Consider the following 25589-nt stretch of genomic DNA (forward strand, 5'->3'; position numbering starts at 1 on the left):
TTTTCAAATCATTCCTCTCGGGAATTAAAAAGAGGAGTCTTAACGAATACCTAATGAAACAGAAAAAACAGTCCAAATATGACAACTAGATTAATTGCATCGTCGTGATACATGTATTGTCGCCTTTAAAAGTAGAAATGCTAGATTCCGATGTTTTTTCACCATATTTTATTTTCACCTTGAATTTTTGATCACGTGGTAACCATACGTCTATAAAGCCATTTTCTAATGATGTCATAGTCTCATCCATAATTACCTGACCATCTTCATCCTGAACCGTTATTTCAAAATCCTTATTAGTCAATTCCCCCTGGCATCCTGTTAAACTGTGGGTTTCACATGGATGCGTATTTTTTACATAAGGTGCAATGGAAACAAAGAATTCTTCCTCAGAAAGATCATAAGACTTCTCTTTATTATGATTATCTTTTACGATAAGCTCCTCTGATGTTATGGACGCGGAAACATCCTCAAAACTACCTGCACTATATTCTTGAACCACTTTCCTTATATCCTGTGCTTCTTTTTTACTTTGCTCATCTGAATTACACCCCATCAATAAAGAAATGGACCATAATCCAATTACAATTTTCCTCATCCTTTTCAACTCCTGTACGTCATCTATACAGGAATATTTTAACATACTGGTAGATTAATCTTTCCTTAATTGTTAACATTTATAGACAATTGGGAAAGTTACCAGAGAAAATGTTAGAACAGTCTGAAGGGTAGGGTGAAGCTTTGCCGAGTCTAACGATAATAGAAGTGAACCTAATAATTAGCCCAAACATATAACAAGAAGGTGCTAAGTAACTAGCACCTTCCCATCTATCATTTATCTCCAACTATCTCTGCTGCTTCATCAGCATTTACCTTGATATCCGTTATATTTCGATATTTATGTGTCAGAATACGTTGAACTGCCTCATCAATTCTCTCTTCTGAAATCTTTCCTGAATGTACTCCATTCAAGATTCCATTAAATACTTTCTTTTGGTTTTCTTCCGTATGACAAACGAGCAACATATCCGCACCCGATGCAACTGCCTGACAGCCTAGATCTTCATACGTGAAATATTTATTTACTGCTCCCATTTCTAAATCATCCGTTACAACAATTCCCGTATATCCCAGCCTTTTGCGCAACAAATCATGCATAATAATAGACGAAATACTTGCCGGATTTTCCTTATCATAGGCTGGATATTTAATATGAGTAACCATGACAAAAAAATCATCATGATTCAATTCTTCAATCACTTTTTTGAACGGATAGATATCACTATTCTCTAATTCTATTTGATTAGCTTCTACAGAAGAAGTATCTTCATGCGGATCCACATTACTGCGTCCATTACCAGGAAAATGCTTGACGGTTGCTGTGACACCGCCCTCTACTAAACCTTTTATTACTTCAGTTCCATACTGCCCTGTTAAATGAGGATCATTTCCGAATGAGCGGCTATCCGTTTCGGATAAATCGAGTACCGGGGCAAAATTGATGGTGAAGCCCATTGCTGCCAGCTGTTCACCCGTACGAACCGCTCCATTCCTAATTTCCTCTTCATCTCCCTTTTTCCCTAGTATCTGCTGAGAAGGAAGCTCGGAAAATGACTCTCTCATTCTAACAATCGATCCGCCCTCTTGGTCTACACTGAAAGTTAACGGAATTTGAAGGTCAGTTGAATACGCCATATCTTGTAATTGATTCGTCAATTCAGCCACCTGTGATGGTGAATCCATATTCCGATCAAAGAGGATAACCCCTCCAACATGATAATCTTTAATCATTTTTTCTATATGTTCATCCGGATCACTGGATTGAAATCCCACAACCATCAGCTGCCCAATCTTTTCTTCAAGTGTCATATTTTCTAACATAAACGAAACCTTATCATCAATCGTTCCGGAATTTTGATAATAGCTCACAGGCTTTGTCTCATTTTGATCTTTGCTCTTATCCAAAACGGATTGACTATTCTTTTCTGTTTGATCCTGCTGATTTGGTTTTTCAAGATTTTTTGTATCATGATCCTCTGCTACCAATGTCTGATACGCCGTGTAAATGACTCCTCCAACTAATAAAACAACTATCAAACTCAGAAGGAATCTCTTTAAGACATAGTGGTTTTTCTTTGGCTGTCTCATGATTCTGTTTTGGTACTTAGCTTGGATAGTTTTGCTTTGCTTAGATACCAATTTCCATTTTCCTTCACTAAATACCAGTCCCCTCCCCACTCTTGAACTAAAGTTGTGCCATCTTCATTCTCATCGTAAGAAGTCATCTCGACATAAGCAACGGCTGTGTCGGCATTTACTTCTGTCACATTTAAAACATTTACTTGATCTGCCTGATTAGCTTTTAATCCATTTGACCAATCACCCAGGGATAGCTCACTCCGCTTTTCAGAGGAAAATAATTTGTACGCCGCTTCGAAATCATCATTCGTAATATTTTGATAATGCGAATAGATGACACTTTCTATTTTCGAAGCTTCCACTCTTTCATCTTCTTCATCGGATTCTTCCCCTCTACTGTTCTCGCTACCTTCTGGATCGTCTTTCTCTGTACTGTTCTCGCTATCTTCTGGAACGTCTTTCTCTGTACTTTTCTCATTATCTTCTGAATTCTCCTCAGAAGCATATACCTCTTCTTCTGCGAAATAAAGTTCAACACCATACATTCCATCTTTAATGGTGACTGCATCTGATTTGATTGTTTTCTTTCCTGAACTCTTCTCAGCATGTACTTTTACCGATCCATCCAATGCAACAGGCCCTAAACGATCTAAATCTTTAAGGGTCTTGTTGGTGCTCTTTCCATTTACAAATAGAGTTGCATCTTCTTCATTTGTATAGATTGTGAAGAAATAATCAGACCAGTTAAACTTCACAGAAGTTGTACGATCCTCCAAACTGGAATCACTAAATACCATACTCTGCGAAACTTTGCCGTATTCCCCATTAATAATTGCCTTTATTGAATGTTCACCTGGTAAAAATGGTCCAAATGTTTTTTCTTGATCTTCAGCTACGTTTCCGATTTCTTCTTCATCCACTTGGATAGTCGTATTTTCATAGTTAGAGATTACATTCACATAGTAAGGTTTTACTTCAATCACATAATGATCGAAAATCCCCCATTTCTTCCCATTTTCTTTTAGATTCGCTATTGCGCTTAATTCAGATGAATTTTCGGAAGAAGTCACTAGGTTATTAAAATAACTCACTTCTGAATGGAGGTTTGTATATAAGTCTGAGTATACTTTTGGATTATTATGTAGATAGTTAATGAATGTTTCAGTTTGCTTGTCTGTTGCTTTCATCTCCCGCTGTCCATCATTAATATATGTTTTAACCTGATGAATATCTTTGGCATCTATCGCATTGGTAAAGCCCTCAAACACCTTATCAGGAGAATAATATATTTTATCCAAATAATAATAAGTGCTAGCCAGTATTATAAAAGCAATCAAAGCTATTATCCATTTAAGGTTTGTTCGTTTCCTTCTTCCATTGGAATTACGTGCATCTTTTTCGGCTGGTTCTGTATTAGTAGAATCTGTTGCCGTTTCTTTGTCAACAGGCTTCGAAATAGTGCCAGACCTTGTAACTGGATTTCCGCACTCTCTGCAAAAATGAGCATCATCTTTCAATTCAGTCCCACAATTCTTACAATAGCGCATTTGTCTATCACTTCCTCTTATATAATTTCAAAATATTTTTTCAACTCATATTATACCTTTCAGAAGTAGATAGATAAACTCTTTTGATATATTAATATAATTTTAGCGTAAAAGGATAAACGATTATTAAGAGGTAAATAAGGTGTGAAGGGAATTCCAATAAAGAAGAGAACACAAAAAAGCTGCCAATCAAATTTTATTGACTGGCAGCCCTTTTTGTTTATTCTATCTATTAATACGGATCAGCCTCATGGCTTTTCTTCACAGCATCCTTTGTTGCTTCGGTTGCTGCAGCCGTACCTTGACCAAATCTAGTTTGACCTGCTTCACGACCTGGCACTGTATATTCTTCTTTCATTTCTGCTAATTCTTTCATCTTCATATCAATGCCTTCTCTTACACGGCGTCCATACTCTTCATCAGCTTGAGTGAAATGTTCAACCATAGCATCTTGAATACGTTTATCACAGATGGCAAGCGCATTAGAAAGGTTTTTAATCAATTCATCGCGTTCCCAATCCTCAAAACTGCGGTATGTTTCACCAGCTTGACCATAGTTGTTAGGACGGTCAATTGGCTCACTCATTACGGCAGCATTGTAAGAAGGACGGTGTTGTGGACGTTCTTCCTTACTTGCTTCTTGGAATCCGCCAACCATAGATGGCTCATAGTTAATATGTGGATTGTCTCCAGATTCTCTTGGATCACGAGTGTCCATTTGACCGCGATGCTGATTAGTGCGAACAGGAACTTTTGGTGCGTTCACTGGTAATTTAAGATAGTTTGGACCTACACGATAACGTTGTGTATCAGAGTAGGAGAACGTACGTCCTTGCAACATTTTATCGTCAGAGAAGTCCATTCCGTCAACAAGAACTCCAGTACCGAAAGCAGCTTGTTCGATTTCAGCATGATAATCGACCGGATTACGATCTAATACCATTTTACCAACCGGCAACCAAGGGAATTTATCCTCTGGCCATAGTTTCGTATCGTCAAGCGGATCAAAATCAAGTTCTGGATGATAGTCATCCTCCATGATTTGTACATATAGCTCCCATTCAGGATACTCTCCGCGTTCAATTGCTTCATATAAGTCTTGTGTAGCATGAGCAGTTGTTTTAGCCTGGATAGAATCTGCATCTTCTTGAGTCAAGTTGCGGATACCTTGTTTCGGCTCCCAGTGGTATTTTACCAACACTGCCTCGCCTTTTTCATTAACCCATTTATATGTGTTTACTCCTGATCCCTGCATATGGCGGTATGTAGCTGGAATACCCCATGGAGAGAATAGGAATGTAATCATATGTGTTGCTTCCGGTGTACGGGATACAAAATCAAACATCCTTCTAGGATCTGCAACATTGGATGCTGGATCCACTTTAAAGGCATGAATCATATCCGGGAATTTCATTGCGTCACGGATAAAGAAAATTTTAAGGTTGTTCCCAACCAAGTCCCAGTTTCCGTCTTCTGTGTACATTTTTACAGCAAATCCACGTGGGTCACGAGCAGTTTCTGAAGAATCCTTAGATCCTGCAACTGTAGAGAAACGAACTAATAATGGAGTCCGTTTTCCAGCTCCGGAAAATACTTTTGCACGTGTATATTTTTCTACTGGCTCATCGCCAACTTTTCCATAAGTTTCGAAATATCCAAATGCTCCAGCACCACGGGCATGAACGACACGCTCAGGTACTTCTTCACGGTCAAAATGGGAAATCTTTTCAATAAAGTGATAATTCTCAAGTGTAGTCGGACCACGATTTCCAACTGTGCGGACATTTTGGTTATCCGTTACTGGATGGCCCTGACGAGTTGTTAATGTCTCGCGTTTCACATCTTCATTCTTTGAACCATTCATATCTTTGTTCTCTGCCATTATGAAAACCCTCCTCATTCTTCGTTCACCGTTTATAACCTTGTATTTTGAAAAATACGGTTTTAAGGGCGCAACGTTTTTGGAATTAATTTCAATCGATAATTATTACAATCTATCTATTTATTACTATAAATATTATTTAAAAATATTGCAAATGATATGGTATTTCTAAATTTTAAACCTATTATTAAAGAATATTTTATGAAATTTTATCCTTTTTTTGCATCGGGAATATTATAAATAACAACGACTATTTGCGATATTGGCTTTATGTTTCTCACTTTACTTTATTCTAATTGAGAACCAACTCACAAAAATTAGTAGACAAACAAAAATGCACCTCTATTATTAATGATAATAATTGAAGTGCATTACAAATTTTAATTCTTTTTAGATAACATATTTTTGATGTTATCTAATTAAATTTTCCCCTGCTGAATCTGTTTGATTAACTCCTCGAGCCAATAGACAGTATGATCTACTTTAGCGGTCACATATTCCCCTATAAACTCAACAAGATTCTTATTTTCTTCATCTATCTGAACCTTATTTTCAAAATCTTTAATATGCATCCATTGTGAACGAATTTTCTCTGATTTCTTGTTAAGTATTTTAAGAACCTGATCTCGTTCGACATACTTGATGTTTCCTAAGCCTATCACCATATCAGTAATGTTATTGGCATTTTCAAATAGTTTGTATATTTTCCTGGGTAGTTCTTCGCGTCCCTTCTCCGTAATCGCATAAACTTGTTTATCCGGTCGGTGTTCCTCTTTTATAACCTCAACTTGTTCGACTAATCCCTGTTTAACCAATGATTCAAAATGATAGTATAACTTGCTTTCTGTCAATCCACTTAATTGATCCAATGGTATAGGATCTGAAAGCTGCTTTTTTAATTTATAAGGATAATTATTATCCTCCATGAGCTTGCTTAATATAAAGATTTGGATAGCCATTCTCTAAGCTCCTTCAGCATAATTAATACCTTATTTTAACAAAATTAAGCAGGCATTTCAGCAGTATTTTTATTTCCGTTTTCAGTGATTGCTTCTTCATTCTCTACTGGTACTGATTTATGCAAGAATATCACAATTAAAATATTAAACAGCATATAAATTGCTCCAACTGCAACCATTAGATTAATTAGTTTGAAGTGTTTTTATAGCTTAATGGATTCTTTTGGCAAACTCAATTTTAAAATACATGTTTCACTCTTTATAAGTCTACTAGTCCTTAAATATATTTCTTCTCTAACATTTAAAATAACGATCCGGCCTCTATAGCCATCATGTCCACCAAATATTTTTCAACACAACTGTGATAGATAAATGTAGAATTTTTCACTCTATAAAAACTATACTTCTTCATTTATTTACCATGAAAGGGATATAAATAAAAGTTTAATTCATTCAACAATAGAAAATAGAGAACAACTGAATACATCTGTTGTTCCCTGTTTTTTGTATTCTTTAAGAATATACACCACTAATTTATCTCTATACCTAATCTAAATGACCATTTCAAACTAACCTGTTCAGCATAGTCTAATGTATATCTGTGATAAAGGAGTTTGAAAGCATGAGTCCAAAACTAGAAAAGTTCGTGGATCCTCTCCCGATTATGAACACCTTGCAGCCTAAGGAGACTGGGCCGAATGAATCTTATTATGAAGTAAAAATGCAGGAGTTTACCCAAAAACTGCATCGTGATTTACAACCTACTCGCTTATGGGGATATAACAGCCAATATCCAGGGCCTACTATAGATGTCAATCAAGGAGAGTATGTGAAGGTTAAATGGAAGAATAAGCTTCCCGAAAACCACTTTCTTCCGATTGATAAAACCATTCATCATCTAGAACATTTGCCAGAAGTCCGTACAGTTACACACTTGCATGGAAGTGAAACCCGCCCGGATAGTGATGGATATCCAGAAGCCTGGTTTACGAGAAACTTTAAGGAAGTTGGAGCTTCATTCACTAGAAAAGTATATGAATATCCCAATAATCAGCGTGGAGCTACCCTTTGGTATCACGATCATGCTATGGGAATCACCAGATTGAATGTCTACGCCGGTCTTGCAGGTTTTTATATCATTCGAGATGAAAAGGAGAAATCGTTGAATCTGCCAAGTGGTCCGTATGAAATTCCTTTACTGATTCAGGATCGAACATTCAATGAAGACGGCTCTTTATTCTATCCAAGCCAGCCGAACAATCCCTCAGCTGATTTGCCGAACCCCTCTATTAGACCATTCTTTCTTGGAGATACCCTCCTTGTAAATGGGAAGGTTTGGCCATTTCTTGAAGTAGAGCCTCGCAAATATCGTTTTCGAATTTTGAATGGATCCAATACACGTGCTTACCAGATGGAGCTTGATTCAGGGCAATCTTTTTATCAGATTGGTTCTGATGGCGGTTTATTACCTAAAACAGTTAAAATGGACAGTTTATTAGTTGAACCAGCGGAACGAATGGATGTTATTATTGATTTTAGCCATTTTGAAGGACAAATTATCACATTAAAAAACAATCTTGGTCCTGATGCAGACCCTGCTGATCAAACTGGGGATATCCTTCAAATCAGGGTAAATCAGCCGCTTTCCGGTCAAGACAAGAGCCGTATTCCAAAAAAATTATCAGAAGTACCATCCTTAAAACATAACAAAATATCGGCTATTCGCAACCTAAAGCTGGTTAGTACCACAGATCAATTCAATCGTACTTTGCTGTTGCTTAATAATAAAATGTGGATGGATCCAGTAACAGAAAAGCCGCGACTGGATACTACAGAGATTTGGAGTTTAATAAATCTTACCGCTATTACTCATCCAATTCATATTCATTTAGTTCAATTTCAAATACTTGATCGACGGCCATTTGATGTGGAGCGTTACAATAAAGATGGAACGATTGTCTATACTGGACCGGCACAACCGCCCAAACCGAATGAATACGGATGGAAAGATACAGCCGCCACTCCTCCCGGAGAGATTACCCGTTTGATTATGCGATTCACACCATATAGCGGCTCATATGTTTGGCATTGTCATGTTTTGGAACATGAAGATTATGATATGATGAGGCCGTTTATTGTTATCGATCCAAATAAAAAGGATTAAGAGATTCCCTAATCGGCAAAAGTTCTCGGTCAAATAATAAAACAAATCCGAAAAAAGCGCCTGCCCACAACTGATGCCGGCAGGCGCTTTCTATTATTTCACCAACAAATAATCTACTAATTTCGCCTTTGGTTTGCCAAAGATTTCCTCTTCCAGTCTGCGGCCTGTTGGCGTAGCAGCAAGTCCGCCTTCTGCTGTTTCACGTAAAGCTGAAGGCATGGATTTGCCAATCTCATACATGGCACTGATTACTTCATCACATGGGATGCGACTTGTCACTCCTGCCAACGCCATGTCAGCAGCCGTTATCGCATTAGATGCTCCCATGGCATTCCGTTTGACACATGGCACTTCGACCAATCCAGCTACTGGATCACATACAAGCCCAAGCATATTTTTCATCGTAATGGCAAAAGCTTCTGCAGATTGCTGCGGCGTACCGCCAGCCATCTCAACAATTGCGGCTGCAGCCATTGCACTGGCAGAACCTACTTCTGCCTGACAGCCACCGGCTGCACCAGAGATCGATGCATTATTGGCTACTACAAATCCAAAAGCTGCTGTCGTAAATAAGAATTCAATCATTTCCATGCGCGTCGGATTCAGCTTTTCTTTAACGGCAAATAATGTACCGGGAACGACACCAGCAGATCCTGCTGTCGGTGTTGCGCAAATAACACCCATTGCCGCATTTACTTCATTGGTTGCCACAGCTTTACTGACTGCATCTAATAATAAATGCCCGGAAAGTGATTTACCTGAATTAATATAGTTTTGTATTAATACGGCATCTCCCCCAGTGAGCCCGGAATGAGATTTAACTCCGTTAAGCCCTCTTTCTACCGCTTGTTCCATAACTGTGAGATTTTGATCCATCTGAGCAATGATATCTTCTCTTGATCGCTCAGATACTTCTATTTCCTGTCGAATCATGATCTCAGCAATTTTAACTTTATTGGATTGTGCCAGCTCTACAAGCTCAGCCACATTTCGAAACATATCTTTTACTCCTCCTGAATACCACTATTTAATTTTCCATACGGATTATCTGGTTTACGTCCGGCAAAGAACTCAGTTCTGCCACTACTCCGTCTCCCAGTTTTTGATCCATTTCAATCACCATAATTGCGGTGTCCCCGCGTTCTTTACGAGAAACCTCCATATGGCTGATATTAATCTCATATTTAGCTAATACACTCGTAACAGAATATATCAGTCCAAATTGATCCCTGTGAATAACCAGTATAGCTGGTTGTCCGCCGGAAAGTTTTAATTTAAATGAATTTATTTCAATTATTTCAATCGTTCCTCCACCTATGGAAATACCGACCAATTCCAACTTTTTATCTTCATCATCGAAAAGATTTACCTTTACAGTATTGGGATGTTCAGTAACAGCCTCTTCTACCAGGAATTGAACCTCCATTCCTGCTTGTTCAGCCAATTTATAGGCGTCAGGTATTCTTTCATCAAAGGTGTCAAAGTCCAATAGACCAGCAATTAAAGCTAAATCAGTTCCGTGACCTTTATAGGTTTTCGCAAAAGAACCGTACAATGAAATAATTGCTCTCTTTGGTTGTTTACCAAAAATAGTTCGGGCGGACCGACCAATCTTGGCAGCACCTGCTGTATGTGAACTCGATGGCCCAATCATGACCGGACCAATTATATCAAATGCTGATCGATACTTCATTATGTTTTTCTCCTTTTTCCAACCTGCTTTTTAGATAGCTAATTCCTTCAGATACTTCCATCTTCTCTTTGCTATCTTCCTCATTTATATAATTGTAAAGATTAAATCCAATCCACCGGGTACTTTTTTCCGGATTCCACTTTTACAGTAAATGTAGCCAGTTAAGCTGCGATAAATCCCTGCAATAGACCATGACCAGCTACACAAGCGATTTCCAAATTTAGGGGCTTAATAGTTAAATTGTGAAAATAACCCTAAAACTCCAGATTGCTTTATTTCACCTGATATTCTAATCGGTACTCGATTTGTGTTCGTATTTTTTGCAGATAATTATAGATTGTAAACTTCGAAACTCCTAAAACGGATGCTAAATAGTCAGTTGAACCTTTAATCATGAATGCTCCTTTTTCCTGCAGTAGACGGACACATTCAATTTTTTCTTCAAGACTCAGCATTGATGGCGCTTTATTAAAGCCAGTTAATACTTGATCGACCATATCTTGGATAACTTCCTGCACTGTATTATAAAAAGTTTCGGATTTCTCTTCAGTTTTGGTAAATGATATAAAATCCTGAATCTCTGTTTCATATTGAATCATCATAGATATATCATAATTAATACAAAGTGCACCAATTACTTGTTCTTCTTCATCCCGTAAAAAAATGGTTGACGATTTCATGGTAATCCCATTTGGCAATCTGGTTTTATAGTTTGGCAGATCCTCAATATCAGATTCAGACTTTGTCAGTTCATTTAATACCAAATCCGTACTTGGACTGCCCATTTCTCTTCCTGTAACATTACCAGCTAAATAGATGAGAGATTTCTTTAAGTCAGTAAAGTCATGTACGGCTACTTCACATCTTGATCCAAACATTTTAACGAGCATATCAGCTGTCCTAATCGCCATATTAAAAATCGGCGCATTCGGATTTTTCCCCATGCTCTCACCTCTCTTTTGCAAGCGATTTCAAATATATCTAAAAAAATAAAAAATAATCAAATTTGGCCTTATTTGGCAACACGGATATCATACCATAAATTAGGTAAAATTCAAATAAAATTGTAAAGGTTACAAAAAAATTGTAATAGATTCAGAATGATGAACGCACATTCCTCGCTTGCAGATTAATACTATATCTTTCAACAAAAATAAGGCTAATCGATATTCACCGATTAGCCCTAAAATAGAGGGATTCTATTCATAACATTGCATTTCAGCAAAACATTTTTTGGTTGGCTGAATGTTTCCAATTCTGTCTGACGCTAATTGCTATTTGGACCTATTACAGGTATTCTTTTTCGATTCTTCTTGTACTGCGAACCGTATCGATGGGACGAACTATGCTTTCAATATCATCACGCTTTTCTTCCAAAAACGGTGGCAAGGATAATTTCTCTCCAAGAGTTTCATACGGTTCATCTTCCATAAAACCAGGACCATCCGTAGCAAGCTCAAATAAAATATGCGGAGCTACTTTTGAATAGAGAGAACCAAAATAGTAACGTTCTACATAACCAGAGTTGGGAAGTTTACTTTCTTGTAAACGTCTTTGCCAATCTTCTAACTCAGTGCGATCTTTCACACGGAATGCCACATGGTGGATCGTGCCAAATCCTTGTTGACCCTCGGGAAGCGTTGTATTATTCTCAACAATAACCTGTGCACCATTCCCTCCTTCACCCATTTCAAATAGATGAAAAGATTCATGGTCGTCTATTTCCCTGAACAATAAAACCTCTTCCAGTAGTTGTTTAAAATAATCGAAATAGGAAGTACGCACAAATATAGGCCCCAACCCTGTAATCGCATATTCCAACGGAACAGGTCCCTCTTGCCAAGGTGTTCCGGAAGCAACCCCCACATTGTTCTGATCTGATATGAGTTGATACTGTTGATCATCAAAATCACTAAAAGACAATGTTTTTTTACCGAATTGCTCTTTTATCCCCGTATGGTGCACTTCATATTTATCAAATCGTTTTACCCAATAATCCAAAGCCGCATTATTTGGTACACGGAATGAGGTTTTTGCAATTTCATTTGTTCCATGAAAACCTTTAGGAATACCAGGGAAATCAAAGAAAGTCATATCTGTTCCGGGAGCGCCGACATCATCTGTGAAATATAAATGATACGTTTTAATATCATCTTGGTTTACCGTTTTCTTCACTAACCGCATTCCCAAAACAACTGTAAAGAATTCATATATTTTTTCTGCGCTGCTCGTAATGGCCGTTACATGGTGCAATCCCTTTAATTCATTCAATCTTTGTCTTCCTCCTCTTTTAACTTTTTATCTCGAATTCAAGATATTAGATAAAAAGCCGAGTGATTCCACTTGTTTGAAAATAATCCTGTATATTTCTTTCCCTTAAGAGGAAGCTATAAAACTTATACTTCTGGGTTAATTTCTAATTCTACTTGAATTTTAATGTCTTTTCCTACTAATACGCCACCTGTTTCAAGTGCTGCGTTCCAAGTAAGTCCAAATTCTTCACGGTTAATTTTTGTTTCTGCTTCGAAACCGTATACTTCTACTCCCCATGGATTCGTTCCTTTACCGCCAAATTCCACATCAAATATTACTGGCTTTGTAATATCCTTTATCGTTAAATCACCTTTTACTTTATAATCGTCTCCATCTCTTGTAATGCTTGTAGATGTAAATTCAATTGCAGGAAATTTATCTACATCAAAAAACTCAGCCGATTTTAAGTGAGTGTCCCGATCCTCTAAATGTGTGTTAATACTTGCTGTATCTACTTGAAAATCAATCTTGGCAGTTGTCAAATCTGTTAAATCTGCTGCTTCAATATTTGCTGCGTAAGAGTCAAACTGTCCTTTTACTTTTGATACCATCATATGTTTAACTGCAAATCCAACTGATGAATGAGATTGATCTACTATCCATTTTGTCATATTTATTCCTCCAATATAGTATTTCTTGAAATTCAAGATTTTCATTAAAAACACTATTTATCTTTAATTCGAATATCTTTAATTAAAGATAAATTTAACATACGATCTATACCCTGTCAACGAATCTTAATTGCCATACCGAATTAATCAGGAGACCTATAGCAATATATATGTCATCTTTACAATTAATATGATTATCTATAATACAATTTAGGAATTCAAAAAGGTTAGATTACAAAGCTACCAAAGAGGTTCAACTAAAACTCAGAAAAGATACTTCTATTTTATAATTTTATGGATTTATACTGCTTGTTATATAAGAAAGGTTTATGTTGACCACTTTAAAACACAAAAACCCAGCATGTTCTAATACACGCCGGGTTTATTTTCTTCTTTATGAATTTACCATACTTCATAAAGGATTATTTAATAATGGGGAACTTGCTAGAAGGAAGAGAAATAGATATTCAGAGGATAATGATTTGGTATCGCCTATCGATGGATATTTATTAAAGTTTAAAGAGTTTTATAACCTTCTCCTTAAACCTCCTTAAAATAACCTTCGCAAATTATTATTCTAAAATAGTAAAAAACACTTTATAAATTATATAACAGTTATAATACTTATCCCTATTTAGTTTGTGTTTACCCTGCTCGAAATGTAAGAGTATACATGACAAACAAGGTTTATATATAGATTTATCCTTGACCTATTAGGGTTTTTTGTTATCCTTCATGCACAATACTACTAATCCATAAAAAGATTATTAATAAAAAAATAATGTCATAGAAAGTACAAATTACTTACACGAGAAGAAATATTTTGTTATAGTGGAAAACAGACTGACTGGTTGGTATGGTGGAGGTGTACTAACAGGAGAGATACGAAATCGCTGATTATGTCAATCGCGGTGGGCTATTTCACCAAAAGGATATAAAGGTGTTGGATCCAACGAAACAATCAAAAAGATGTGCAAATGTTTCGTCCTCTCACCATTTCTAAATAGAAAGAAGTAAGATCTCTACTTGAGAATACTGGATTAATCTCAAATTTATATAATTAATGCCCGAGTGGAATAATTAAAAAACGAAACAATGACTTAAGAAACAGCGAAGACCAGGACCTGCTTTCATATAGCAAAGCTGAGTGAAAAGGCACCCTGATATGGTTCAGTATGTATATTTGTGAAAGTCTGTTTTAAATTGAGAGAACTTTATAATCAAAAGTTATTGTCAAATCCTTTTTCTGAAGATTCTGTATTCTTTTATTTTTTAGTGATGAGGCTTCCAATGAAGGGGATGTATATTTACAAATGAGTCCCTATCCGAGAGCAATCTCAAATGTTTTAAATAAATTATTTTTAGAGGAGTTAGAACAAGTGAATAAACAAATCAAAACGGGACCGATTATGGCTGCCCTTCTGGTAGCAGGCTTTGTCGGACTTTTTAGTGAAACAGCTTTAAATATAGCATTAGGTGAATTAAGCCAAATTTTTAATGTGGATCCTACAACAATTCAGTGGTTAGCAACGGGCTACTTTTTAACACTTGGTATTTTAGTACCAGTAACAGGTATCTTGATGCAAAAATTTACAACACGCCAAATGTTCATGGCGTCTTTATTCTTCTCCCTTATCGGAACAGTTTTAGCTGCTTTGGCACCGACATTTAGTGTGCTCCTAACAGCGCGTATCATACAATCAGCTGGGTTAGCTATCATTCTACCTTTAACACAAAGCGTTATTTTTACGATATTCCCGCCTAATAAACGCGGAGCTGCCATGGGAACAATGGGATTAGTTATTTTAGCAGGCCCAGCTTTTGGTCCAACGCTAGCTGGCATGATTTTAGATACATTATCTTGGCCTTGGATTTTTTGGTTTACGATTCCCTTCTTATTATTTTCATTAATCTTTGGCTATAAGTTTATTCCGAATGTCAATGAAATTAGGAACGTATCGATTGATATTTTATCCGTAATATTATCAACAATTGGTTTCGGCGGTGTTGTATACGGTGTGAGCGTAGGCGGAGATCTTGGATGGACAAGTTCAACCGTATTAGGAAGCATCATTGTCGGCTTAATTGCCTTGCTATTATTCTGTATCCGTCAAACTAAGATGGAACACCCAATGTTAAACTTAAAAGCATTTAAATATCCTATGTTCGTATTAGGTCTGGCGATGAATATTATCACTTTCCTGAACATGCTTTCTATGCTTGTTGTTTTACCGATGTATATGCAAATGGCACTTATCGTTTCAGCGTTTGTTACAGGTCTAATATTACTGCCAGGTAGTTTGATTAACTGTATTTTGGCTCCCGTGATTGGTAAATTATTCGATAAATATGGACCTCGTGCTGTTATCACTCCTGGTACAATCCTAGTTGTTATAGGTTATAGTCTATACGCCATCTACGGAACAGATACAGCCCTTTGGATCATGGTGCTGACACACATCATCATGATGCTTGGTGTTGGTATGGTTTTGGCTTCCGTTCAAACGAATACACTAAATGCTTTACCTAGACAATACTATCCAGATGGAATTGCGATTACGCAAACATCTCAGCAAGTAGCCGGGGCAATTGGTATCGCCGTAATGGTTTCACTCTTCTCTATGAAACAAGCTGATTATTTGTCCGGTGCGGCTAATGATTTATCTACTGCGGCTGCTACAGGTTCAGCATTTGTATTTAAGATTAGTTTGATCTTAGCTATCATAAATGTCGTTCTTTCATTCTTCTTGAAAAAAACACAATAAATAGAAGAATCATAGAAACAACCCCCACATGATGAAAGCAAATAAAGCTAATACCCTTAATCCTTTGTGATTCTAGTTGGCGTTAGCTTTTTTTATGATTCTATAAAGTTATCAATATATCCCTAATAACTATCTACGCCTTCTTTAAGAGCTTGAATAGATTCATAAAATATGCTAAATATTAATAATTTTACTCATTCGTTTCAACAAATAAGAGACCCCTAAAAAGATAATTCTTTTCAAGAGTCTCCAGCTATCTAAATCCAACTAATTCAATTGTACAAGTTCTTCATCTTAACGTTGGTTGTACTTAAGAAATTTTTCGGAGTTTATTTTTTAACATCATATTCGGAACGCGCAATATCGTCATCGTCAAGATCATCATCTATTTCAATTGTACCTGTTCTACCTTTTACTGTAATTGTTTTCAAAAGGTTTTCTGGCGTTTTAATTTCTACATCGTATTCGTATTCAGAACGGGAAATACGATCATCTTCCAGATTGAATTCTTTTTGAACGCTGATTACTTCTCCTTCAATTTGCTCCAAAGCAATTTCTTTAATCTGTGCTTCTGTGTAATTGTCATTCTTATTCGCATAGTAATAACCCATACCAACATAACCGCCAACAACTACTAATCCAAGAACAATAATTGCAATAAAGCCGCCTATTATTTTCTTTTTATTTTCTACTAACCTGTTTTTGTATTTTGTTAACATTTCTATCTCTCCTTTTTATCGTTTATATATATTTTCCTTTTTCAATAAATCTTCAAACTGGTTCAAACTGGTCTAATGGGTCATTAAATTGTTTTTAACTTTACGAACATCCTGAGACCATTTGACCAGAATCGGCACCAATTATCATTATATTAATTAGCTCGACTCTCCTCCTGTCTTTTATTCTTTTCCTTAACCTTGACTTCATCATAATGGGTAAACATTAAAGGAACATTAATAAAGGAGAAATGAGTTCTCATTTTTTTTTAATAAAAATGCATTATAGTAAGATATATATAATAGGAAGAAAAGGAGAATAAACATGCGGATTCTCATAGTCGAAGATGAAAAAGATTTACAAAACGTTCTCGCAAACCGATTGAAAGTGGAAAATTACAGTGTGGACGCATGTGGAAATGGGGCTGATGCACTCGATTTTATTTCCATGGCTTCTTATGATTTGATTGTTTTGGATATTATGATTCCAGAAGTAAATGGGCTGGAAGTTTTGCAGCATATAAGAGAAGAAGGAAATCGTACTCCTGTTTTATTGTTAACCGCAAAAGATACTATTGAAGATCGGGTCAAAGGACTGGATTTAGGAGCGGACGATTATTTAATCAAACCTTTTGCCTTCGATGAATTACTGGCCAGGATACGGGTGTTAATGCGCCGGCAATCAGGCAACACATCCAACGTTTATGAAATAGGCGATTTAACAGTGGACTGCAATACCCATAAGGTAACGCGACAGGGTAATAATATTGACCTTTCCAGCAAGGAGTTTGCGATTTTGGAATATATGATTCGCAACAAAGATATTGTATTGTCTCGGGAAAATATTGAACAACATGTTTGGAATTATGATTATGAAGGCGGTTCGAATATCGTTGATGTTTATATTCGTTATCTAAGAAAGAAAATAGATAATGATTTTGAGGTTAAGCTAATCCATACCATTAGAGGATCTGGCTACGTACTGAGGGAAGAGTCATGAGAAAACTATCTATCAAAATGAAAATCACTCTTTGGTATACAGGCCTGATAGTGATCATTATGGCATTGGTATTGAGTATTATTTTAGCCTCCTCAGATAAAATTCTATTGTTAAACATCCAGGATCAACTTGAGGAATCTGTAAAAGAAGGCTTTAAAGATATAGAATATGAAAACGGTCAGTTAGAGATAGATAATGATTTTGAGTATTTTGATGATGGAGTCACTCTTTTAATTTATGATAAAGACGGCGTTCTACTGGAAGGCAATCTTCCAGCCGGATTTGATGGAAATACACCAATAAGTAAGGATAGTTTTCAAACGATTAACCAGAATGGACAGGAATGGCTTTTATATGATCATCCGTATAAAAAATTCGATGATGAACTATGGATTCGTGGCGTTTATCAATTAGACCAATTATCGTCAGCCATGAACACCATTTTACTTGTGACGCTGGTTGCTTTCCCATTCCTTATTATTGTAGCGGCTTTGGGTGGGTATTATATTACGAAAAGGGCATTTCGCCCCGTGCAACAAATGATTGACACAGTCAGCGAAATCAATGATGGACAAGATTTATCAAAACGAATTAACCTAAAGGGATCAAATGATGAAATTCATGCTTTGGCACAGACCTTTGATCGAATGTTCGATAGACTGCAATCTGCCTTTGAGAATGAAAAACAATTTACATCGGATGCCTCTCATGAATTAAGGACACCTACCTCAGTCATCATCTCGCAAGCTGAATATGCCTTGTCTCAACTTGATGAATCGAAAGAAGTAAAAGAATCCTTAGAGGTCATTTTAAAACAATCTAAAAAAATGTCTTCTCTTATCTCACAGCTTCTTTTGCTGGCAAGGGTCGATCAAAAGAACATGGATCATTTTGTTTTTGAACAGATTAATATAAGCGAGCTGACAGAAATGGTAGCAGAAGAATTAACCTATACGGCAGAACAAGCAGGAATTGATATACGTACGGAGCTAGAGGAAAATCTTTTCATCGAGGCTGATCAGACATTACTCATGAGATTGCTTATGAACCTAATCACGAATGCCATTGCCTATGGTAAACCAGAAGGATATGTAAAGATTAAATTATATCAGAAGGATGGCCACGTTATTGGTGAAATATCGGATAATGGGATTGGCATTAACCCAGAGCATATCGATAAAATATGGGATCGTTTTTATCGTGTAGATCCATCGAGAACTTCAACAGCCAATGGCAATACAGGACTTGGTTTATCCATTGTAAAATGGATTGTGGACTTACACGGCGGAACCATCGATGTATCCAGTAAAGTAAACAAAGGCAGTACATTTACATTTTGCTTACCAATGAAAAGACTAAAATAAAGCTATAAACGTGCTGGTTATTTAAATAATCAATTAAACAACTTAGAGCAACCCTAATTTTTAAGAGGCACCTTCTATATAGAGGTGCCTCTTAAAGTATTAAAACTTGATGAAGTTAATCAATTGACTCCAATTCATCTTCAGTGACCCATTTATGATTGGTTACTTTTTCTCCGCCTGTTGTTGGCTTGTAGTCTATCATATATACAGTAGTTGGTTTAGCTGACTCAATTTCTACAGTGGTACCTTTCATACCATCCATATGAGAGGCAGTAGTTACTGTTTTTGTACCAGGCTTTAAGGAATCTGCTCCACTAGCTTTGAGTTCTTCATGAATAATCCATTTATGATTTTCTACTCTTTCTCCACCAGTAGCCGGAGTATATGAAACACTATAGGCAGTAGTATCATAGGCTCCAATTATGGTAGCTTCTGCACCTATCATGCCTTCCATATGTCCATCTCTAAGAATGACTTTGCTGCCAATATTATAAGCCGGATTTTCAGCAACTTTTAAGCCCTCTGGAACCTCATCTGAACCTGAATGATCCATACCGGCATGATCATCCATTTCTTCATCTTGTGGTGGTTGGGTTTCATTATTTAGTTCCTTATTATTCTCTTGACTTTGCTCTTTCTCATCGTATTGAGAGCAAGCACCCAATACGAGGAAAAAAGCAGTCAGTAAAGATAAGAGAGTGAATCTTTTCAACATAACATATCCTCCTTTGATGATAAACAGCCTCACAATTATGTTCTTTTTTCCAATACCCTTTTTGTTGTAAAATCTACCATGACTTCCTTTCTAGTTTTTAAATGTAAACCTTTCAAAAGTAATTCTACAAAAGCAAAAAAAAACACATGCAAAATCGTCGATTATTCCCTTTAATCAGACTGTTAAAATAAAATATAATCGAGTTTCTTCTATTATATAGGCCTTCCTATAGTAAAAAGCCAGATTCCCATTAGAATCTGGCTTTTCCTTTAAGATAATCTATACTTAAAATCCATATAATTAAATTTGTGAAGGATACGGCATTCACCGTCTTGGCCCTGCACCGCAATTGTTGGCAAAGCCATTCCGTTAAAGGTATTGTTCTTCACCATAGAATAAATCGCCATGTCTCCAAAAACCAATCTGTCATTACTTTTTAACGGCTGATCAAATGAATAATCTCCAATAACGTCCCCAGTTAGGCAGGTTGGACCGCCTAATCTATAGGTATAGGCCTTTTCACCTGCTTCGCCACTGCCGATAAGCGGCGGACGATAGGGCATTTCGAGAACATCCGGCATATGGCAGGAAGCAGAAGTATCCAGGATGGCAATCTCCAAATCATTCTTTAATGTATCAAGGACAGTTGTCACCAAATATCCAGCATTAAGAGCTATGGCTTCGCCAGGCTCCAGATAAACCTCCAAACCATATTTCATTTGCATTCGCGTAATACATTCCTCAAGCAAGGCAATATTATATCCTTCTTTCGTAATATGATGACCTCCGCCAAAATTAATCCATTTCATTTGAGGTAGCCATTCGCCAAACTTTTCTTCAATCGCATCCAACGTTTGTGCCAATGCATCTGAATCCTGCTCACAAAGTGTATGAAAATGTAATCCCGATACACCATCAAGCAAATCAGACTGAAATTCCTCAGCAGTCACGCCAAATCTTGATCCTCTCGTACAAGGATCGTAAATTTCATGTCCCACTTGTGTTGAACATTCCGGATTAATACGAAGACCTATGCTTTTATCTGCCTGACGTACTTTATCTCCAAATCTCTCAAGCTGTGAAAAGGAATTGAAGATAATATGGTCACATATTGTGATAATTTCATCTATCTCATCTTCACGGTAGGCTGGGGAAAACACATGGTTTTCCTTCCCCATTTCCTCATAGCCAAGCTTAGCCTCATACAAACCGCTTGCTGCCGTCCCACTTAAATACTGGCCAATCAACGGATACATTGCATGCATGGAGAATGCTTTTTGTGCCAGGATTATTTTACATCCGCACCGGTCCATAACGCCCTTTAGTATTTTAAGGTTTTTTTCCAGTAGACTTTCATCTACCACATAACAAGGTGTTGGTAATTGTTCAAATTTCATCTCAGTCTACTAACTCCGGATTAAAGCTTTCTTTCCAAGGAAGTCCCCATTTATTCAATGCCTCCATGAATGGATCTGGATCAAACTCCTCGATATTGAAGACGCCCGGTTTATTCCATGTTCCATTCATAATCATCATGGCACCAATCATTGCTGGAACCCCCGTTGTATATGCAACTGCCTGTGATCCCACTTCCTTATAACATGCTTCATGATCGCAAACATTGTACACATAGTAAGTTTTATCTTTTCCGTCTTTTTTACCGTGAAAAATACAGCCGATATTTGTTTTTCCTTTTGTACGCGGACCAAGTGATGACGGATCCGGAAGAACTGCTTTCAAAAACTGAAGGGGAATGATTTGTTTACCCTCAAATTCGATTGGTTCAATAGATGTCATCCCTACATTTTCAAGACATTTTAAATGAGTCAGATAACTTTGGCCAAATGTCATGAAGAAACGGATTCGTTTAACGCCAGGAATATTCAAAGCAAGGGATTCAATTTCCTCATGGTGCAATAGGTACATATCTTTTTCACCGATTTCAGGAAAATTATATGTACGTTTAATTTCCATCGGTTCCGTTTCTACCCATCGGCCGTCTTCCCAATAAGACCCGTTTGCTGTTACTTCCCGGATATTAATTTCCGGATTAAAGTTTGTTGCAAATGGATATCCATGGTCGCCGGCATTACAGTCCAAAATATCAATGTACTCAATTTCATCAAAATGATGTTTTAGGGCATGAGCAGAAAATACGCCTGTAACACCCGGATCAAATCCACTGCCTAACAGGGCAGTAATTCCCGCCTCTTCAAAGCGCTCACGGTAATCCCATTGCCATTTATATTCAAATTTCGCTGTATCTTCAGGTTCATAGTTTGCTGTATCCATATAATTTGTTTTAGTAGCGAGACACGCATCCATGATTGTTAAATCTTGATAAGGTAATGCCAGGTTCATCACGATGTCTGGTTTCACTTCTTCAATTAGCGCGATTAGTTCATCTACATTATTAGCATCAACCTGTGCAGTTGTAATGTTAGTTTTTCCGCCATCAAGCTTAGCTTTTAAATCATCGCATTTTGATTTTGTACGGCTTGCAATACAAATCTCTTCAAACACCTCGCTGTTTTGTACACATTTGTTTATCGCTACAGAGGCTACTCCGCCACAACCAATAATAAGTGCTTTTCCCATTTTCTTATCCCCAATCTATTGTTTATTCATCTAGTAAAATATTGTTTCCTCATTGAAAACGAAAAATTATTTTGATACATCCTCTACACTTCTTAGCAATTCTTCCACATACGTAGGCAAAGCGAAAGCTCCGCGATGTAAATTTGGATTGTAATAGCGTGTTTTGATAGTTAACTGTTCCCAGCTCTCTTGATTTAAGTCTGCAAGTGGTTGATATTTTTTGGATGCAAATCCAAATAACCAGTGTCCGGATGGATAGGATGGTATATGCGCCTGGTATACCCGGCTAATTGGAAAACAGTCGATAATGCGTTTGTGTGCCCTTTGCATGGCTGCCCTGTCTTCTGCATAAAATGGACTCTCATGCTGATTGACCATAATTCCATCTTCATGCAAGGCTTTATAACAATTTCCGTAAAACTCTTTTGTGAATAAACCTTCACCTGGTCCGAATGGGTCAGTGGAATCTACAATAATCAGATCATATTGATTTTCACAGGAGCGGACAAATTTCAATCCATCCTCATGGTGAATATGAACACGTGGGTCATCAAGCTTAGACGCTGTTAGCGGTAAATATTTTTTGCACGCTTCAATCACCTTTTCGTCAATTTCGACCATATCAATACATTCAATCTGTTGATAACGGGTTAGCTCGCGCACAACCCCGCCATCTCCGGCGCCAATGACTAACACTTTACGAGGGTTGGGATGAACAGCCATAGGTACATGTGTAATCATCTCATGATATATAAACTCATCTTTTTCAGTTAGCATCATAAATCCATCAAGGGTCAGAAATCGACCAAATTCTTTAGATTCGAAAATATCAATCCGTTGAAATTCACTCTGTTCATTATACAAATGCTTATCTACCTTGATAGATAGCTTCACATCGGCTGTGCTTCGTTCATGAAACCATAATTCCATGCTATCACACTCCTTTCAGTACATTCAGACGTTCAATTGCGAGGTCTTCCGGTCCAGTCATGGAACAACCTTTCGCTTTGGCATATTCAATATAATCAATGATTTCTTCCGTGATTTTCTCACCTGGTGCGAGAATTGGAATTCCTGGAGGATAGCACATCACAAACTCACTGCATACCCGCCCCTTTGTATCACGCAGAGCCAATGATTCTTTATCCGCATAGAATGCTTCTTGTGGTGTAGTCACAACCTCCGGATCAATATACTCTTGTGTAATTAAGCCTGATTGATCCTTTGAATAACGACGGCGAATCTCTGATAAGGCACTAATCAAACGTTCGACATCTCGTTTCCTATCACCCACAGATACATAGGCTAAAATATTGCCTATATCTCCAAATTCTATTTGGATATCATACTCATCACGCAACAAATCATAAACCTCAATTCCAGCAAGCCCGATATCCAGTGTGTGTACGGAGAGCTTTGTTACATCGAAGTCATATATACTGTCACCGTTAATCAATTCTCTTGAAAAGGCATAATAGTCACCAATTTGATTGATTTCTTTACGAACGTATTCTGCAAGGTTTATCACATCTTTGAAAATAGCTTCACCATTTAATGCGAGGTTTCTTCGGGAAAGATCCAGACTCGATAATAGTAAATAGGAGCTACTGGTCGTCTGTGTTAAATTGACAATTTGCCTTGCATAACCAGCATTGATAGATGGGCCCATCAACATAAACGAGCTTTGCGTCAGACTACCTCCTGATTTATGCATGCTGACTGAAGACATATCTGCGCCGGCAGCCATGGCACTGACAGGTAAATCATTACCAAAATACAAATGAGCTCCATGCGCTTCATCCACAAGAACCAACATGTTATAGTGATGAGCCAACTTTACAATCCCTCTCAAATCAGAACAAATGCCATAATAAGTTGGATTGTTGACTAAAATAGCTTTGGCATCGGGATTTTCCTTGATTGCCTTTTCTACCTGTGAAATAGACATGCCAAGCGCAATACCGAGTTCCTTGTTCATTTCAGGATTTACATAGACCGGTTCAGCTCCGCATAGGACAAGTGCATTAATAACACTGCGATGAACATTTCTGGGAAGAATTATTTTATCTCCCGCTTTACAAGCTGTAAGAACCATTCCCTGTACAGCTGATGTCGTTCCATTTACCATAAAAAACGCATGGGCTGCACCGAATGCTTCGGCTGCCAATTCTTCTGCTTCTTTAATCACGGATACCGGGTGACAGAGATTATCGAGAGGCTTCATAGAATTCACATCCACACTGACTGCTTGTTCACCCAAAAAAGCTGTTAATTCAGGATTGCCTCTGCCTCGTTTATGCCCAGGTACATCAAAAGGAACGATCCGTTTTTTCTTGAATTCTTCCAACGCCTCATAAATAGGCGCCCGCCCTTGTGAAAGACGATACGACTTTTCTCGTTCAATCATCACAAAACATCCTCTCGCTGAAAATTCTTTCCTTTGTGCTTGCAGCCTGGCATAGAAACCAATTATTTGACAAAATTTTATTTATTTGTAAATTTATAGATGTTAAAAGACGACAAAAAAGCAAGTGTTCGCGCAAAAATTAGCACATCACTTGCTTGTAGATAGTATTATCCTATTAAAAAGCATATGTAAACACAGACATATTGTTATACATAAAATCCACAGCATTTTATGTCTGAAAAGCTTTTTAATATTCAACATACCTAAATAGGAGATCAGAGTCTATATAGCAAATAAATACTTTTACCACTCTTATTGACCGTTTCACAAGTTTTGCACGATTTATGTCGCACTGGTTATAAAGTAACCAACTTATAAAATTTGAGCTTCTAACTCAATCAATAGGGCAACTATTGTTGCCAGTCGGCATTTGACCCGGCTGTCCGTATGGCCTTAACTTCCCGTGGGCAAGTGGTCAATTTTATCTGCTTGGAAAGACTCTTACTGTGTGAATATTTGCTTTCCAAAAATAACAATGCCCTAATATTATCAGCTAATGAAAAGATTGGCAATAGTTAATTTTAACTTTTTATACCTTTAAAGACTAAATTAACCACTATAATGTATTTTTTAGATTTTCAATATAAGAAAAAACTGTCTTTGTCTTTGTATACTTTTTACCTCTTTCTTATTGAAATCAACACGTATGTTCCCCA

At 37.1% G+C, this 25589-nt stretch carries 20 protein-coding genes; 4 read left to right on the forward strand and 16 right to left on the reverse strand.

The annotated features are described in order from the left end of the window. Positions 1-85: 85 nt before the first annotated feature. The 5 genes from AC4G3K_RS08555 to AC4G3K_RS08575 all read right to left on the reverse strand — a co-directional run bounded on the left by AC4G3K_RS08555 (position 86) and on the right by AC4G3K_RS08575 (position 6527). Positions 86-556: a CueP family metal-binding protein gene (locus AC4G3K_RS08555; RefSeq protein WP_491133250.1), complete on the reverse strand. Its 471-nt coding sequence runs from the start codon at positions 554-556 to the stop codon at positions 86-88. Positions 557-831: 275 nt separating this feature from the next. After that, positions 832-2199 (reverse strand): glycoside hydrolase family 3 protein, encoded by a 1368-nt coding sequence (locus AC4G3K_RS08560; protein WP_491133043.1) that lies wholly within the window; start codon positions 2197-2199, stop codon positions 832-834. Further along, complete coding sequence (locus AC4G3K_RS08565; protein WP_491133044.1) at positions 2145-3686, reverse strand: TcaA 3rd/4th domain-containing protein; 1542 nt, start codon at positions 3684-3686, stop codon at positions 2145-2147. Before AC4G3K_RS08565 ends, AC4G3K_RS08560 begins: the two co-directional genes overlap by 55 nt. A gap of 232 nt (positions 3687-3918) precedes the next feature. Next, entirely contained in the window at positions 3919-5568 is a 1650-nt protein-coding gene (locus AC4G3K_RS08570; protein ID WP_491076596.1) for a catalase, read from the reverse strand. 419 nt (positions 5569-5987) lie between these two features. Continuing rightward, entirely contained in the window at positions 5988-6527 is a 540-nt protein-coding gene (locus AC4G3K_RS08575; RefSeq protein WP_491076595.1) for a PadR family transcriptional regulator, read from the reverse strand. 622 nt (positions 6528-7149) lie between these two features. Here AC4G3K_RS08575 and AC4G3K_RS08580 point away from each other — a divergent pair. Then, positions 7150-8691, forward strand: a complete 1542-nt coding sequence (locus AC4G3K_RS08580) for a multicopper oxidase family protein (protein WP_491076594.1) — start codon at positions 7150-7152, stop codon at positions 8689-8691. A gap of 93 nt (positions 8692-8784) precedes the next feature. Here AC4G3K_RS08580 and sdaAA read toward each other — a convergent pair whose 3' ends face one another. From sdaAA to AC4G3K_RS08605, 5 genes are all read right to left on the reverse strand, one after another. Beyond that, positions 8785-9690, reverse strand: coding sequence for an L-serine ammonia-lyase, iron-sulfur-dependent, subunit alpha (gene sdaAA / locus AC4G3K_RS08585; RefSeq protein WP_491076593.1), 906 nt, complete (start codon positions 9688-9690; stop codon positions 8785-8787). A 28-nt stretch (positions 9691-9718) separates the two neighbouring features. Next, entirely contained in the window at positions 9719-10384 is a 666-nt protein-coding gene (gene sdaAB, locus AC4G3K_RS08590; RefSeq protein ID WP_491133045.1) for an L-serine ammonia-lyase, iron-sulfur-dependent subunit beta, read from the reverse strand. A 272-nt stretch (positions 10385-10656) separates the two neighbouring features. After that, positions 10657-11328 (reverse strand): helix-turn-helix transcriptional regulator, encoded by a 672-nt coding sequence (locus tag AC4G3K_RS08595; RefSeq protein ID WP_491133046.1) that lies wholly within the window; start codon positions 11326-11328, stop codon positions 10657-10659. Between the two features lie 343 nt (positions 11329-11671). Further along, positions 11672-12655 carry a ring-cleaving dioxygenase gene (locus AC4G3K_RS08600; protein WP_491133047.1) on the reverse strand — a complete coding sequence of 328 codons (984 nt, stop codon included), beginning with the start codon at positions 12653-12655 and terminating at the stop codon, positions 11672-11674. A gap of 125 nt (positions 12656-12780) precedes the next feature. Then, positions 12781-13308 (reverse strand): YceI family protein, encoded by a 528-nt coding sequence (locus AC4G3K_RS08605; RefSeq protein WP_491133048.1) that lies wholly within the window; start codon positions 13306-13308, stop codon positions 12781-12783. Positions 13309-14621: 1313 nt separating this feature from the next. Here AC4G3K_RS08605 and AC4G3K_RS08610 point away from each other — a divergent pair. Continuing rightward, the gene (locus AC4G3K_RS08610; protein WP_491133049.1) at positions 14622-16073 is read left to right on the forward strand and encodes a DHA2 family efflux MFS transporter permease subunit; all 1452 of its coding nucleotides are present in this window, start codon (positions 14622-14624) and stop codon (positions 16071-16073) included. A gap of 329 nt (positions 16074-16402) precedes the next feature. On the opposite strand, the gene AC4G3K_RS08615 is transcribed toward AC4G3K_RS08610, so the two are convergent. Beyond that, entirely contained in the window at positions 16403-16792 is a 390-nt protein-coding gene (locus AC4G3K_RS08615) for a PepSY domain-containing protein (RefSeq protein WP_491076587.1), read from the reverse strand. 322 nt (positions 16793-17114) lie between these two features. On the opposite strand from AC4G3K_RS08615, the gene AC4G3K_RS08620 reads away from it, so the two are divergent. Together AC4G3K_RS08620 and AC4G3K_RS08625 are read left to right on the forward strand one after the other, a co-directional pair. Beyond that, positions 17115-17789, forward strand: a complete 675-nt coding sequence (locus AC4G3K_RS08620) for a response regulator transcription factor (RefSeq protein WP_491133050.1) — start codon at positions 17115-17117, stop codon at positions 17787-17789. Continuing rightward, entirely contained in the window at positions 17786-19153 is a 1368-nt protein-coding gene (locus AC4G3K_RS08625) for an ATP-binding protein (protein WP_491076585.1), read from the forward strand. The genes AC4G3K_RS08620 and AC4G3K_RS08625 overlap by 4 nt, the downstream gene beginning before the upstream one ends. 115 nt (positions 19154-19268) lie before the next feature. On the opposite strand, the gene AC4G3K_RS08630 is transcribed toward AC4G3K_RS08625, so the two are convergent. The 5 genes from AC4G3K_RS08630 to AC4G3K_RS08650 all read right to left on the reverse strand — a co-directional run bounded on the left by AC4G3K_RS08630 (position 19269) and on the right by AC4G3K_RS08650 (position 24873). Continuing rightward, on the reverse strand, positions 19269-19868 hold the full coding sequence (locus tag AC4G3K_RS08630; RefSeq protein ID WP_491133051.1) for a YdhK family protein: 600 nt from the start codon (positions 19866-19868) through the stop codon (positions 19269-19271). 269 nt (positions 19869-20137) lie between these two features. Then, entirely contained in the window at positions 20138-21265 is a 1128-nt protein-coding gene (gene nspC / locus AC4G3K_RS08635) for a carboxynorspermidine decarboxylase (RefSeq protein WP_491133053.1), read from the reverse strand. Position 21266: 1 nt separating this feature from the next. Beyond that, positions 21267-22466, reverse strand: coding sequence for a saccharopine dehydrogenase family protein (locus tag AC4G3K_RS08640; protein ID WP_491133054.1), 1200 nt, complete (start codon positions 22464-22466; stop codon positions 21267-21269). Between the two features lie 66 nt (positions 22467-22532). Further along, entirely contained in the window at positions 22533-23396 is an 864-nt protein-coding gene (gene speE / locus AC4G3K_RS08645; protein WP_491133055.1) for a polyamine aminopropyltransferase, read from the reverse strand. A gap of 4 nt (positions 23397-23400) precedes the next feature. Beyond that, a complete protein-coding gene (locus tag AC4G3K_RS08650) occupies positions 23401-24873 on the reverse strand; it encodes an aminotransferase class I/II-fold pyridoxal phosphate-dependent enzyme (RefSeq protein ID WP_491133056.1) in 1473 nt (490 codons plus the stop codon). Positions 24874-25589 lie beyond the last annotated feature (716 nt).

The organism is Bacillus sp. z26 (assembly GCF_058313635.1).

Coding starts and splice junctions, on each gene's coding strand:
- AC4G3K_RS08555 (WP_491133250.1), bottom strand. CDS start 556: ATGGGGTGTAATTCAGATGAGCAAAGTAAAAAAGAAGCACAGGATATA.
- AC4G3K_RS08565 (WP_491133044.1), bottom strand. CDS start 3,686: ATGCGCTATTGTAAGAATTGTGGGACTGAATTGAAAGATGATGCTCAT.
- AC4G3K_RS08570 (WP_491076596.1), bottom strand. CDS start 5,568: ATGGCAGAGAACAAAGATATGAATGGTTCAAAGAATGAAGATGTGAAA.
- AC4G3K_RS08575 (WP_491076595.1), bottom strand. CDS start 6,527: ATGGCTATCCAAATCTTTATATTAAGCAAGCTCATGGAGGATAATAAT.
- AC4G3K_RS08580 (WP_491076594.1), top strand. CDS start 7,150: ATGAGTCCAAAACTAGAAAAGTTCGTGGATCCTCTCCCGATTATGAAC.
- sdaAA (WP_491076593.1), bottom strand. CDS start 9,690: ATGTTTCGAAATGTGGCTGAGCTTGTAGAGCTGGCACAATCCAATAAA.
- sdaAB (WP_491133045.1), bottom strand. CDS start 10,384: ATGAAGTATCGATCAGCATTTGATATAATTGGTCCGGTCATGATTGGG.
- AC4G3K_RS08595 (WP_491133046.1), bottom strand. CDS start 11,328: ATGGGGAAAAATCCGAATGCGCCGATTTTTAATATGGCGATTAGGACA.
- AC4G3K_RS08605 (WP_491133048.1), bottom strand. CDS start 13,308: ATGACAAAATGGATAGTAGATCAATCTCATTCATCAGTTGGATTTGCA.
- AC4G3K_RS08610 (WP_491133049.1), top strand. CDS start 14,622: ATGAGTCCCTATCCGAGAGCAATCTCAAATGTTTTAAATAAATTATTT.
- AC4G3K_RS08615 (WP_491076587.1), bottom strand. CDS start 16,792: ATGTTAACAAAATACAAAAACAGGTTAGTAGAAAATAAAAAGAAAATA.
- AC4G3K_RS08620 (WP_491133050.1), top strand. CDS start 17,115: ATGCGGATTCTCATAGTCGAAGATGAAAAAGATTTACAAAACGTTCTC.
- AC4G3K_RS08625 (WP_491076585.1), top strand. CDS start 17,786: ATGAGAAAACTATCTATCAAAATGAAAATCACTCTTTGGTATACAGGC.
- AC4G3K_RS08630 (WP_491133051.1), bottom strand. CDS start 19,868: ATGTTGAAAAGATTCACTCTCTTATCTTTACTGACTGCTTTTTTCCTC.
- nspC (WP_491133053.1), bottom strand. CDS start 21,265: ATGAAATTTGAACAATTACCAACACCTTGTTATGTGGTAGATGAAAGT.
- AC4G3K_RS08640 (WP_491133054.1), bottom strand. CDS start 22,466: ATGGGAAAAGCACTTATTATTGGTTGTGGCGGAGTAGCCTCTGTAGCG.
- speE (WP_491133055.1), bottom strand. CDS start 23,396: ATGGAATTATGGTTTCATGAACGAAGCACAGCCGATGTGAAGCTATCT.
- AC4G3K_RS08650 (WP_491133056.1), bottom strand. CDS start 24,873: ATGATTGAACGAGAAAAGTCGTATCGTCTTTCACAAGGGCGGGCGCCT.